Consider the following 13,757-nt stretch of genomic DNA (forward strand, 5'->3'; position numbering starts at 1 on the left):
TTTTCCTCCAATAACTATTTTCTTTTTCTTTTATAACTATGGACTTCAATAGCTAATGGTTCTGGACATGCATAATAACAATTTCCACAGCCATTACAATTTTCACCAGTGTATTTAACATACTGATATCCATTATCATTTAAATCTTCACTTAATTCTAAAACTTTTAGGGGGCAATCCATAATACATCTTTCACAAGCTTTACACTCATTTTTATGTATTACTGGATATGAACTTGGTCTTTTCATAGTAATCATAAATTCTCATCTTTATTTCTAATTTCTATCCTTCTTATTTTACCACTTATTGTTTCTGGAATTTCTTCAACAAATTCAATTTTTCTAGGATATTTATAAGGAGCTGTTACATGTTTTACATGGTTTTGAATATCTTTTATTAATTCTTCTGAAGCTTCATACTCTTCAGTTAATATTACTGTCGCCTTAACAATTTGTCCTCTTATTTCATCAGGATATCCTGTAACTGCACAATTTAGGACAGCTTTGTGAGAAATTAATGCATTTTCAACTTCATAAGGTCCAATTCTATAACCTGAACTTTTAATTATATCATCATTTCTACCAACAAAGTGGAAATATCCATCTTCATCTTTCCATGCTGTATCTCCACAATGATAATGATTATCATACCAGACTTTATCTGTTTTTTCTTTGTCTTTGTAGTATTCTTTAAATAGTCCTGGAGGTATACCATCTGATACATTAAATGTAATTTCTCCTTCATTTCCTACATCAACAATATTATCTTCTGTATCTAAAAGTTCAATATCAAAAATTGGTGCAGGTTTTCCTACTGAATTTGGTTTTGGATCTAACCAAATGAAAGTAGCTATTGCAAGTGTTGTTTCTGTTTGTCCAAAACCTTCTTTAATTCTTAGACCTGTGATTTTCTCAAATTTATTAGAAACTTCTTCAGGTAATGGTTCTCCTGCTGTTGTAACATAAGTAAGATTTTCAAAATTATACTTACTTAAATCTTCATTAATTAATAATCTATAAATTGTTGGAGGTGCACAAAATGTTGTGACTTTTTCTTCTGTTAGTCTCCTTAAGAAATCATCTCCATGGAATCTTTCATAATCATAAATAAAGACAGAGCTTCCTGCAACCCATTGACCATATATATTTCCCCAAACAGCTTTTCCCCAACCGGTATCTGCTGTAGTATGATGAATTCCATTTTCAACTACATTATGCCAATATTTAGCTGTGATAATGTGTCCAAATGGATATAAATAATTGTGTTCTACCATTTTTGGTAATCCTGTAGTTCCTGAGCTGAAGAAAATAATCATTGCATCATTATTATCATTAATATATTCTCTTTCAAATTCATCACTCATTTTAGACATTTCTTCATCAAAATTGTGCCAATCTTCAATATCTTTTTCTATTACAATTTTTGTTATATCCATATCTAAATCTTTTTGAGCTTGTGTATAATCAGCTATTAAATCATCTTCATCAATTGAAATGACCATCTTAACATTAGCTTTTTCTAACCTGAACTTAATATCTTTAAGTTTTAACATGTGTGTTGCAGGAATAGCTACTGCTCCAATTTTATGAAGAGCTACTAAAGTAAACCAAAATTCATACCTATTTTTCAAGGTAATCATTACTTTATCTCCTGATTTAATTCCATAGCTTTTAATTAAATTAGCAACTTTATTACTATATTTTTTCATATCTTCAAAAGTAAAAACATGCTTTTCATCGCCATTTGTCCATCTAAGTGCAATTTTTTCAGGATCAATTTCAGCATATTTATCTACTACATCAAAACCAAAATTAAAGTTATCTGGTATATTAAATTCGAAATTATCTTTAAAATCTTCATAAGAGTCATAATCTACTCTTTTAACAAAATTTTTTATTAATGATGACATAAATTAACCTCTCTACATTATAGCTGCTAAAAATTTAACTTTTTCATTATTCATAGCTTTCATTCCATGTTTATGTCTTGAATCAAAGAAAATAGAATCTCCTTCATTTAAAATGATTTCATTATTATGAATGTATATTTTCATAGTCCCTTCTAAGATATAATTAAACTCTTGACCTGCATGAGCATTTAAAGTTGGTTCATCTTCTCTAGGATCTACAGTAATAACAAACATTTCTGCTTTTTTGTGGATAAATTTATTACATAAATTTTCATATTTGTATTGTTTCCTACGATCAACAGAAATTCCTTTTCCTTTTCTAGTAACATCAAATATATGCATTCTAGTTTCTTCACCAGTTAATAATAAACTTAAATCTACTTTTAAAATATGAGCAATTTCATTTAAAAAACTAGCAGGAATATCTAATTCTCCACTTTCGTATTTTTCATATACATTTTCTTCAATATCTAATTCATCTGCAAATTCTTTGGTAGTTTTATCGGAAAGTTCTCTTAATTCTCTTATCCGATTTCCAATATTTTTATTAAATTCGTTCAAATTAACACCTTTTTTTGATTGCTTAAAATGTTTATAAAATAGCTCATTGTATATTAATAAACAATAATTACTACATAATATGAGGCAATATATATCAAAATCTTGTGTTTTTATCTTCTTTTTAAAGAAATCTTAAACATTAAAATTTTAAATAATACATAACCTTTCCTTAGAGTATATTTTTATGTTTATATATTATATATAAATTTCTTAATTTTATGAAAATAAGTCCTTTTTATTGTATTGATATTGAATAAAAAATTTTAATTAGAATTAAATTAATTATTTTATTAATTTTATTATCTATTTATATATAATATGTACATTATATAGATAATATAATTATAATATGAATAGGTGAAAAAATGTCAATGGAAAATCTTGGTGAAGTATCTACTAATGTAATGTCCATTAGAATTAAAATGAATAGCTTAAATAATGAAATAATCAGATTTATAAATTCTTATAAAACAGATAATGATGATTCTTTTTTTATTAATTGTAATAATGATCTTATTAATTCATTAAATGAAAATACAAATAAATTAAATCAATATATGGATGATTTAAAAGTCATTAAAAATAATAAAGACAATGAAGATTATAAAAATTTAATTCCAGTTTGTTTAGATAATGTACATATATTTGATAAATTAATTTTTACAATAAATAATGCAATAGATATTATTAATGATAAGAACATTTCAGCAAATGAATCTAAAGTAGAACTTATTGATAAATTAAATAATTTATTAAAAATTATTGATGAATGTGTTGATTTTGCTGAAAATATTTAATATTAGCTATTTAATTAATTATTTATCTTATAAATGTATTTTAAAACTAAATTTTAAGACTATTAATCACTTCTGTCAACTTAAGTTTTTTTTTAGAATTTTTTTTCTTTATTTTCTTTATTTTATTCGTTAAATATGTTGTTTTCTTGTTTTATTAGTGTAATAATAGTTAGTTTTAAATAATGGTTATTATATAACTATTAATAGGATTATTAACATTATTTTTTATTTTTATTTTGTTTTTAGATGTTGATGATTTGTTTTTATAAAATTGATTGGATTTTAGATTTTTTGGGGTTGTTTTATGTTGTTTAGATCATTTGATTTAGATTTGAAAAGTTTAATTAATTATGAAACAGAAAGTTATATTTTAGAAGAAAATAAGTTTTCTAGAAATCGTAAAATGGGGTTTAAAGATTTCGTTTATTATATATTAAGAAATAAAGGTAAAACAAGTGTTTTAGAGATTGACGATTATTATTGGGATAAATTTGGTGATGATGAGATGCCTATAAGCAAACAGGATTTATCTAAGCAAAGAACGTATTTGGACGGTAGAATTTTTAAAGATTCTAATGCAAAAACAATTAAAAATATTTATTCTAATCCTAAATTTGATTTAGATGATTTTAAAGGTTATAAAGTTTTTGCAATTGATGGATCACAAGTAGAATTGCCCAATACTGATAAAACAAGAAAAGATTTTAATGTAGCTTTAAGAGCTTTAAAAGAAACAAAAACACCAAAAGCACGAATATCAATCTTATCTGATGTTAAAAATGAACTAATAATTGATTCATCCATTTCTGAAATGAGTATAGGTGAAGAAGTACATGCATATGATCATATTGAAAAAACAGACAAAATAATTGATTTAGAAAAATCAATAATAGTTTTTGACAGATACTATGCTTCCATAGAACTATTTTTACAACTAATATCTAAAAAAAGCAATTTCATATTCAGACTACGAAATATTGACTACAAAAAAGAAAGAAAAAGAATGAAAACAGATGATGAATACATCGAAATCAATTTAAACAACATTAGAACTAAAAATATTAAAAATAAAGAATTAAAAGAAAAAGCAGAAAAAATAGGACGATTAAAATTAAGAATAGTAAACATACCACTAGAAAACGATGAAATAGAAACACTAATAACCAATATACCATCAGAAACAGCCAACAAAGAAGAATTAAAACAATTATATGGCCAAAGATGGAAAATAGAAGAAGGATACGATGCCCTGAAAAATAAAATACACATAGAAAACTTCAGTGGAAAAAGACGAATAATCATCGAACAAGACTTTTACGCACAAATACTCATGTACAACATGCTAATAGCACTAAAAAGAGAATACAACCAAAAAATAAAAGAAGATCCCAAATATAAAAACTGCAAATGCGAATACAAAGTCAACATAAACCTACTATCAGGACAATTAAAAAACTACCTAATAACAATGGTATTTACAAAAAACAAAAAAGAACAAGAAAAAATAGACAAAAGAATGTACAAAAAAGCCACCAGATACCTAATCAAAGTACCCACACAAAAAGAAAACAAAAGAAACACAAAAAACCAACCCAAAAAATACCCATACAACAACAGAAAAAATTTCTAAAAAAAAACCTTAAGTTGACAGAAGTGACTATTAATGAGAAATTTTAAATAGTATAAAAGATATATATTATAATATGATATCATAAAGCATTATGATACAATTTATTTTTTATTAGTGATTTATATGACATCAAATAACATAGACAATATTGTAATTTTCAAAAAAGAATTAGGTAGACAATTAGAAATCGATCAAAAATATGTTGGAATTAAAACTACAGAAAATAATATCTTTAAAGTTAATTTAAGAGTTCCAGAAAATTTAAAAGATGAAGTTCTTGATTATTTTAAAAAATTCCAAATTGCTGAACCAATTTCTTTTGATATTGGTAATACTGGTGATATAAATTGTTTATTTAGAGGCACATCACCTGTTATAGAAAATGATGATAATGGAACTAAGTATTATTTAATATCTGTAATTTTAGAAGAAGTTAAAAAAGTTCTTCCAGATGAAACAGAAGGACATACATGTAGTAATTGTGGTTTGCATTAATCTTTAAACCACTTTACTGTTTCTTCTATTTGTTTTTCAAATGCACTAGAATCTACTTTAAAATTTATTTTACTCATTAAAGATACATCAGCTGATGAATGTTTAATGTCTCCTTTTCGCTCATCAAGATATTCTGGTTCTAAATCTGAATTTAAAACATTTTTTATTATTTTGAAAAGTTCATTAATAGTTAATTTCTTACCAGAAGCTATATTTAAAACTCCATTATAATCAGATTCACATGCAGCTATATTAGCTTTAACAATATCTTTTACAAATATGAAATCTCTTGTTTGCTCACCATCACCATAAATTATTGGCCTTTCATTGTTTACTAAAGCAAATATAAAATTAGGAATTACTGCTGCATATTGTGAGTTAACATCTTGTTTTGGTCCAAATACATTAAAATATCTAAGTGAAACAGCATTTAATCCATAACTTTCTGTAAATGATTTTAAATACAATTCACAACTAGCTTTAGAAGCAGCATAAGGTGAAGTTGGCATTAAAGGTTCACTTTCTTTTAAAGGAGTATTAGGATTTTGCCCATAAACTGCAGATGATGATGAGAAAACAATTTTTTTAATATTTTGATTTTTACAAGCTATAATCAATTTAACTGTTGCATCTACATTATTTTCATTTGATTTTAAAGGTTCATCTACACTTAATGGTACACTTGCCATAGCTGCAAGGTGAAAAACATAATCAATATTTTCTAATATCTTATCTAAATCTAAATCATTTAAGTTTCCTTTAATGATTCTCATATTTTTATGTTCTGGATTTTTTAAATTATTTATTTTTCCAGTAGATTCATTGTCAATTATAGTGATTTGATTATTATCTACTAATTCATCAACAATGTGGGATCCAATAAATCCTAATCCTCCTGTTACAACAATATTTTTATTTTTCATAATAATTTTCCTAATTTTTAAATTAATTTAATATTTGTTTTTGTAAACTTATTAAATTTATTTATTTTATATGAGGGATTTTATTTTCAAGTTCAATTCATAATTCTTAAATATTACTTGAATAATATATTTTATATATCTAAAGTAATTTTTATTTTTTATAAAGAGAAATTGTTTTAGATGAATGAAATAATTTTTTAAAAAATTAAAAAAAAACGAAATGGAGGTCGTTTAAAATTAATTTGAAAAAAGGAATAATATTAATAAGTTTAACAATGTTAATATTATTCTCAATTAGTTCAATTAGTGCTGAAGAAATTAGCACTAATATTGAAGAAGTTAGTGATGTAGGATTTGAAACTACAGCTAGCTATGATAAAGAAATTTATGTAAACACTACTGGCAGTGATGGTAATTCTGGTAGTAAAGATAATCCTTATGCTACTATTAATCAAGGTATATCAAGTGCTTCTGATTCTGAAGATGTAGCTATTTATTTAAGTGAAGGAACATTTGATGGTACTGGAAATGTTGGGCTAACAATTAATATTGATCATCAATCAAATGGTGGTAGTTTAACTTTTATTGGTAGTGGAAATAAAACAATAATAGATGCACAAAGAATTTCAGATATTTTTTATATTCCTAATTATAATTCAAATATTACTTTTATTGATATTACTTTTATTAATGGTAATGGTCAGTATGGTGGTTCTGTAATTTATAATCAAGGAAGTTTAACAATTCAAAACTGTATTTTTCTTAATAATTCAGATGCAAGTAATGGTGGTGCAATTTATCATTCTGGAAATGATATAAGTATTTTAAATTCTATTTTTGAAAATAACTCTGCAAATACACGTGGTGGTGCTTTATATATACAAAGTGCAACAACAATAAATCTAATAAATAATATTTTTAAAAACAACTATTTTAAAGCCACATCTGGAACCATGATTGGAACAGGTGTTTGTATTCAAAATTCAGATAATGCAAATATCACAAATAATAAATTTATTAATCATTCTTCTGGATTAACTGCACGTGATGGTGCTTTATATCTTATTTCAGTTGATGGGTATCTAACTAATAATACATTTGAAAACTGTCAACATATTGGAACAACATATTCTATTGTGTATCTTTCTGGAAACAATTATCTCAAAGATAATAAATTTATTAACTCTTCTAATACAAAAGGTAATCTTTATAATGCTGGAAATATGAATGTTAAAATTAATTATGATGATGCTATTGTTACAGGTCCAACTTTCACTTTAACTGCAAATGTAACTGATGATAATGATAATAAAATTACAGGAGGATCTGTCAATTTTTATGCAAATGATATTTTAATAGGTTCTGGAACTGTTGATAATGGAATTACTACTTGGACAGGTAATAAATTATTAACTACTGGAACATATGAACTTAAAGGAGATTATGTTAATAAATATGGAGATTCTGAAATAATATCAGGTACTTTAACTTACACTGCTCCAATTATTACAACTGTGGAATATTGGGTATCTAATGTTGGTAATGATAATAATCCTGGAACTGAAAATAGTCCATTTTTAACTATTAATAAAGCTATACAATCTGCAAGTAATTTAAATAATGTCATTATTTATTTAAAAGGAGAAACTTTTTTAGGAATCGGTAATGTTGATTTAGAAATAAATTTAGCTAACATTGATTATGGAAGTAGTATTACATTTATTGGTTTAAATAACATAGCTACTATTGATGGCCGGGAAACTAATTCAATCTTTAAAAGTATTGGATCTCAATCTGTAGTAAATCTCATAAATATGACTTTGAACAATGGTAAATCACAATATGGTGGTGCAATAACTAATCAAGGTGTTCTTACTATAGAAAATTGTACTTTTTCAAATAATTATGCAACAAGTCACTATGGTGGTGCAATATATCATAATTCTAAAAATTCTTTAACTATAAACAATTCCACCTTTGAAAATAATTCAGCTAATTATTATGGTGGTGCAATAGCAGTATACCAATATTCTCCTAATGTTATTTTAACTAATAATGATTTTATTAATAATAAGGTAAGGACTGCTGGTCAAGGTGGAGCATTGTATGCTAATTATGTTTCAAGTATTTCTTTAATTAATAATACATTTATTGATAATAGTATTGTAACAGGAGGTACTGGTGGTTCAGCATATATCTATCCATCTGAGGAATCATATATTGAATTAAATAAATTTATCAATAGTAGTTCTGGAACATATTCTGGATTATACTTAAGCTCTTCTGTTAAGGGAACTGTAAAAAATAATCAATTTATTAATTGTACCAATACTGGAACATCAAAAGATTTGATTTACCTCGCAGGCAATAATTTCCTTGAAGGCAATACTATAAAAAATTCTTCAAGTTCAATCGGACATATATATAATGCAGGGTATATGAATGTTAATATAACCTATGAAGATAATACTGTTGATTCTACTTCTTTCACACTTAAAGCTACAATAACTGATGATATGGGAAATTTAATATCTGGTCCTACTTCTGTTTCAAATGGTATTTCATTTTATATTAATGATACATTATTAGGTTCTGCAAGAATTTTAAATGGTGAAGCAATATTATCATATGTTGGAATTCCAGATAATGGAATATATAATTTAACTGGAGACTATTTAAGAAAATATCAAATTTCAACAGTAGAATCTGCTACATTAATTATTTCTATCAATAGAGAAAATGTTGATATATATGTTGCTACAAACGGAAGTGATGAAGAAGGTGATGGTAGTTTCTTAAAACCATTTAAAACTATTCAACATGCTATAACATATGGATTTACACAAACTATTTCTCCAGTGATTCATATAATGGAAGGAGTTTATTCTGGAAATAAAAATACAAATATATCTGTTTCTAATGCTGGAATATTAACATTAGTTGGTGAAGGATACAATAATACAATTATTAATGGAGCTGACAATAGTTGGTTTTTCTCTTTTGGAAATAGTCTTGATGTGATTTTTAAAAATATAACATTTAAAAATGGTTTTGTATATAATACAAATCTTATAACTGCAAATAATCTTAATATGATTGATTGTATTATGAATGATAATTATAACAATCGAAATACAATTCAAGCTTCAAATTTTAATGCAAATAATCTAACATTTATAAATAATTCCGGACCTATTTTTTTATTTACTAATGGAGGAATTGCTAATATTAATAATTCTTATTTTGCTGATAATAGTAATAGGGTAATATATTCAACTTCTCGGGCCAATGTTAATATTAATAATTCTTATTTAATTAACAATTATTTCACTGGTTATTCTTATGATTTTGGAGGAGCAATATTCACTGTTGGAATTTTAACCAGTATAAATAACCATTATGAAAATAATAAAGGACCTAACTCTGGTGCTATTGCTGCTGGAACTGTCTATTCAATAAAAGACACATTTATTAATAATTCTGCTATTCATGCAACTTCTGGTTTTGGAGGAGCTATTAATGGTGCTGCTTCTGTTGATGGTGGTGCTTCTGTTATAAATGGAACATTTATTAATAATTCTGCTACTAATGGTGGAGCATTATATAATGTTAAAGAAATAATTAATTGTACTTTTATAAATAACACAGCAGGAACTTTTGGTGGAGCAATTTATTTAATGTCTAGTGCAACCATTAAAGGCAATGATTTTATAAATAATACTGCTAATACAAATGGAAATGACATTTATTTATATGGTAATTCAATGATTAATAATATTACAATAGTTTTTAATAATACATTTATTACAAATATTGGTGATTTTTTAATAGCAAACATTTATCATATAGACAATGCAATTATTGGTGCTCAAAACATTCAATTTTATATCGATGATGATTTTATTGGAGTTTCTTCTATACAAAATGGTATCGCTAAATTACAAAATTCTGATTGGATTGATGGAGAATATACATTCTCTGGAAAATATATTAATGATGATGGATCAATTTTATATCAAAATGGAACAGTTATTGTTGAATTAATAATGCCTTTAAATAATTATACTGTGTGGGTATCTGATAATGGAGGAAATGATATTACAGGTAATGGATCTTATGAAAATCCATTTAAAACAATACAAAAAGCATTAGAACATGCTTATACAATGTCTAGAAATATTACTGTTCAAATTATGGAAGGAAACTATAATGGAATTGGAAATACTGAAATATCACTTAATAATAATGTAATGTTGACTTTCATTGGTTTAGATGTTAACAATACAATTATTGATGGGGAAAATATTAATAAATTTTTTATTATAACCTCTAAAAATAACATTTATTTTTATAATTTAACTTTTAAAAATGGATTCACTAGCTCCGTAGATCAACTTTCACCAATATGGATTTCTGAAAATAGTAATGTCATATTCAATAACGTTAATTTTATTGATAATCATGGATATCGCGGAGGAGCTATTACAAATTATGGTAATTTAATTATTAATGATTCTTATTTCTATAAAAATGGAAATGGCGAAAAAGGAGGATCAATTTGGAATAAAGGTCTTTTAACTATTGATAATTCTGAGTTCTTCTTAAGTTATGCAGGCTATGGTGGAGTTGTATGGAATGAAGGTACTTTAAATTTCTTCAATTCTGAAATACGAGATAGTTTAGTATATCGTGGTTCTGAATATGCTGTTTTTGAAGGATCTGGAAATGTGACAACTACCAATTCTAAAATATGGACCTCTGATTTTGATGTTACTGGACTTATTTTTGTAGATGGATTTTATTTACCTAATCAAGCTAAAAGAGTAAGTATAAATGGAAATAACGTTTATATGTATAATATTACTGTTGAAAGCTTTAATAATGAAGTTTATTTTTCTTCAGATACTTGGGGTAGAGCGAATATTAATGTTCTTGAAGCATATGATTGTATTTTTATTAATTTAGATTATATAACAATTAATACTTTTATTTCATCATATTTTGATTCATGTATATTTGATAATGTATCTAAAATATCTTTTTTACAGCCAACTTCTGGAAATCAAAATAATACTATTATTAATTCTATAATTTTGACTAATTTAGAGTTTAGAGAAGATTTTAATAATATCAATTTAAATTATAATTGGTGGGGTACTAATAATCCAACTTATTTAATAGGTGGTGTTGAATATACTCCTGATACTTGGATAATTTTAGATGTGATTATTGATAAGATTGATGATTTATCTAAAAACATCACAATTTCATTAAACAAATATACTGATGGAGTTAATGTTTATGGTTATGATGGATTTTTATTTGAAAGGGAATTCATACTAGAAACTAATAATGGTACTATTACTCCAAATTCAGGAAATATGGGAGAAATTTCAAGTATTTTTACAAGTAATAGCTATGGTAATAATACAATCAATGTAACTGTTGATGGATACACACTTACTTTTGAATTTATATTATATTCTTCTGATGTTAAGATAGTTGTTGATAATTTTACAGGAGATGCTGGTGAAACTATAGTGATTCCTGTTTATGTTTCAGCTAATGGAACTATTGTTAATAATGGAACTATTTATATTACAATTGGTGATAAAAAATATAATGCAAGTGTTTTTGATGGATTAGCTAATATTTCTATTGTTATACCAAGCAATCCTGGTAATTATAATTTAACTGTTTTATTTGATGGCGAAAGTGTATTTAATAACAATGTTGCTAATTTTACTTTAACTGTTAATAAGTTTGATGTGGGCATGGTTGTTGTTGCTCCTTCTGTTGATGTTACTGAAAATGGTACTGTTATTGTTACTTTCAATGAAACTGATGTTGATGGTAATATTGCTATTAATGTTAATAACAATAATTATGAGGTATCTATTATTAATGGTGTTGCTACTTATGTTTTACCTAAATTAAATGTAGGTACTTATACTATTACTGTAACTTATGCTGGTAGTAATAAATATAATGGTGTTAAAGATAAAACAAATTTAATTGTTTCCAAGGCTAATGCTACTTTTAATGTTACTGTTCCTGGTGTTTTATCTGATGAAAATGGTACTGTTGAGATTAGTGGTCCTAGTGATGCTACTGGTAGTGTTATTGTTACTGTTAATGATAAAAATTATCCTGGTACTTTAGTTAATGGTAAAGTTGTTGTTGATTTGCCTGTTTTGAATCCTGGTTCTTATACTGTTACTGTTACTTATAGTGGGGATGGTAAGTATGCTTCTAATGTTTTCACTAGTGTTTTAACTGTTAAGGATATTTCTGAGCCTACTTTATCTTTTGATAATGTTGTGATGTTTTATCAGGATGGTACTCGTTTAGTTGCTCTTCTAACTGATGCTCGAGGTAATCCTATTGTTAATCAAACTGTTGTTTTAGTTATTAATGGTCAATCTTATTCTCGTTTGACTAATGGTACTGGTCATGCTAGTATTGCTTTGAATTTGGATCCTGGTTCTTTTAATGCTTCTGCAACCTACACTTATGGTAATGGTTCCATTTTAACTCTTAATAATACTGTTTTCATTAATTCTACTGTTCAAGGTTCTGATTTGACTAAACTTTATCGTAATGGTAGTCAGTATCAAGCTACTATCTTAGATAAGGATGGTAATCCTATTGCTAATACTGATATTACTATGAATATTAATGGTGTTATGTATACTCGTAAAACTGATTCTAATGGTGTTGTTACTTTATCTATTAATTTAGATCCAGGTGAATATATTATTACTGTTAAAAATCCAAAAGATAACTTAACTAGAAGTAATATAATCACTGTTTTACCTACACTCATATCTGAAGACCTTACTAAGTACTATCGTAATGCTAGCCAATACAATGTCAAAGTTATTAATGAGAAAGATGAGTTAGTTAAAAATACCGAAGTTACTATGAATATTAATGGTGTAATGTATAAAAGATCTACTAATAATGAAGGAATTGTTACTTTAAGTATTAACTTAGACCCTGGTGAATATATTATCACCGTAGAACATCCTACAAGCGGCCTCCACATAAGTAATATAATTAAAGTACTTCCAACATTAAAAGGCCAAGACATCACAATGGAAAATAACAATCGTAAACCATATGAGGTTACTCTTGTTGATGGTACAGGTAAAGCTATTGCAAATAAAATGATTAAAATTAATATTAATGGTGTTTTCTATGAACGTGAAACCAATTCTAATGGTGTTGCTCGTTTAAATATTAATTTAGATCCAAACACATACATTGCAACAGCAGAATACGATGGATACTACACATCCAACATAGTAAAAGTAAACACATAAGATTAAAACTTTTTGAATTTTTTCTTTCCTATATTTTTTATGGGAAAGAAATACTTTTTTCTTTTTTAAACCTTTTTTGTATAATTATAAATATTACTTTAATAAATATTATTAAAT

The 13,757-nt window shown here is 25.7% G+C and carries 8 protein-coding genes; 4 read left to right on the forward strand and 4 right to left on the reverse strand.

The features are described from left to right. Positions 1-14 precede the first annotated feature (14 nt). The 3 genes from ACA134_RS04130 to ACA134_RS04140 are packed head-to-tail and all read right to left on the reverse strand — an operon-like array spanning position 15 to position 2,470. Entirely contained in the window at positions 15-257 is a 243-nt protein-coding gene (locus ACA134_RS04130; RefSeq protein WP_409200914.1) for a ferredoxin family protein, read from the reverse strand. Beyond that, positions 254-1,909, reverse strand: a complete 1,656-nt coding sequence (locus ACA134_RS04135; protein ID WP_409200915.1) for an AMP-binding protein — start codon at positions 1,907-1,909, stop codon at positions 254-256. The genes ACA134_RS04130 and ACA134_RS04135 overlap by 4 nt, the downstream gene beginning before the upstream one ends. 12 nt (positions 1,910-1,921) lie before the next feature. Next, the gene (locus ACA134_RS04140; protein ID WP_409200916.1) at positions 1,922-2,470 is read right to left on the reverse strand and encodes a helix-turn-helix domain-containing protein; all 549 of its coding nucleotides are present in this window, start codon (positions 2,468-2,470) and stop codon (positions 1,922-1,924) included. A gap of 365 nt (positions 2,471-2,835) precedes the next feature. Between ACA134_RS04140 and ACA134_RS04145 the strand changes: the two genes are divergently transcribed. From ACA134_RS04145 to ACA134_RS04155, 3 genes are all read left to right on the forward strand, one after another. Then, the gene (locus ACA134_RS04145; RefSeq protein ID WP_409200917.1) at positions 2,836-3,267 is read left to right on the forward strand and encodes a hypothetical protein; all 432 of its coding nucleotides are present in this window, start codon (positions 2,836-2,838) and stop codon (positions 3,265-3,267) included. A 304-nt stretch (positions 3,268-3,571) separates the two neighbouring features. Continuing rightward, positions 3,572-4,897 (forward strand): IS4 family transposase, encoded by a 1,326-nt coding sequence (locus ACA134_RS04150; protein WP_409200918.1) that lies wholly within the window; start codon positions 3,572-3,574, stop codon positions 4,895-4,897. Positions 4,898-5,020: 123 nt separating this feature from the next. Next, positions 5,021-5,392 carry a hypothetical protein gene (locus ACA134_RS04155; protein ID WP_409200919.1) on the forward strand — a complete coding sequence of 124 codons (372 nt, stop codon included), beginning with the start codon at positions 5,021-5,023 and terminating at the stop codon, positions 5,390-5,392. Here the strand turns inward: ACA134_RS04155 and ACA134_RS04160 are convergent. Continuing rightward, positions 5,389-6,315 (reverse strand): NAD-dependent epimerase/dehydratase family protein, encoded by a 927-nt coding sequence (locus ACA134_RS04160; RefSeq protein ID WP_409200920.1) that lies wholly within the window; start codon positions 6,313-6,315, stop codon positions 5,389-5,391. The two genes, ACA134_RS04155 and ACA134_RS04160, sit on opposite strands and share 4 nt — an antisense overlap. 275 nt (positions 6,316-6,590) lie before the next feature. On the opposite strand from ACA134_RS04160, the gene ACA134_RS04165 reads away from it, so the two are divergent. Continuing rightward, on the forward strand, positions 6,591-13,640 hold the full coding sequence (locus ACA134_RS04165; RefSeq protein ID WP_409200921.1) for a right-handed parallel beta-helix repeat-containing protein: 7,050 nt from the start codon (positions 6,591-6,593) through the stop codon (positions 13,638-13,640). Positions 13,641-13,757: the final 117 nt, after the last annotated feature.

The sequence above is a fragment of the Methanobrevibacter sp. DSM 116169 genome, assembly GCF_046197865.1.
In the GTDB taxonomy this organism is placed as follows: Archaea; Methanobacteriota; Methanobacteria; order Methanobacteriales; family Methanobacteriaceae; genus JAHKLT01.

What these genes read in the sequence shown, in the direction of transcription:
- ACA134_RS04130 (WP_409200914.1), bottom strand. Translation starts at nt 257, where the DNA reads ATGATTACTATGAAAAGACCAAGTTCATATCCAGTAATACATAAAAAT.
- ACA134_RS04135 (WP_409200915.1), bottom strand. Translation starts at nt 1,909, where the DNA reads ATGTCATCATTAATAAAAAATTTTGTTAAAAGAGTAGATTATGACTCT.
- ACA134_RS04145 (WP_409200917.1), top strand. Translation starts at nt 2,836, where the DNA reads ATGTCAATGGAAAATCTTGGTGAAGTATCTACTAATGTAATGTCCATT.
- ACA134_RS04150 (WP_409200918.1), top strand. Translation starts at nt 3,572, where the DNA reads ATGTTGTTTAGATCATTTGATTTAGATTTGAAAAGTTTAATTAATTAT.
- ACA134_RS04155 (WP_409200919.1), top strand. Translation starts at nt 5,021, where the DNA reads ATGACATCAAATAACATAGACAATATTGTAATTTTCAAAAAAGAATTA.
- ACA134_RS04160 (WP_409200920.1), bottom strand. Translation starts at nt 6,315, where the DNA reads ATGAAAAATAAAAATATTGTTGTAACAGGAGGATTAGGATTTATTGGA.
- ACA134_RS04165 (WP_409200921.1), top strand. Translation starts at nt 6,591, where the DNA reads ATGTTAATATTATTCTCAATTAGTTCAATTAGTGCTGAAGAAATTAGC.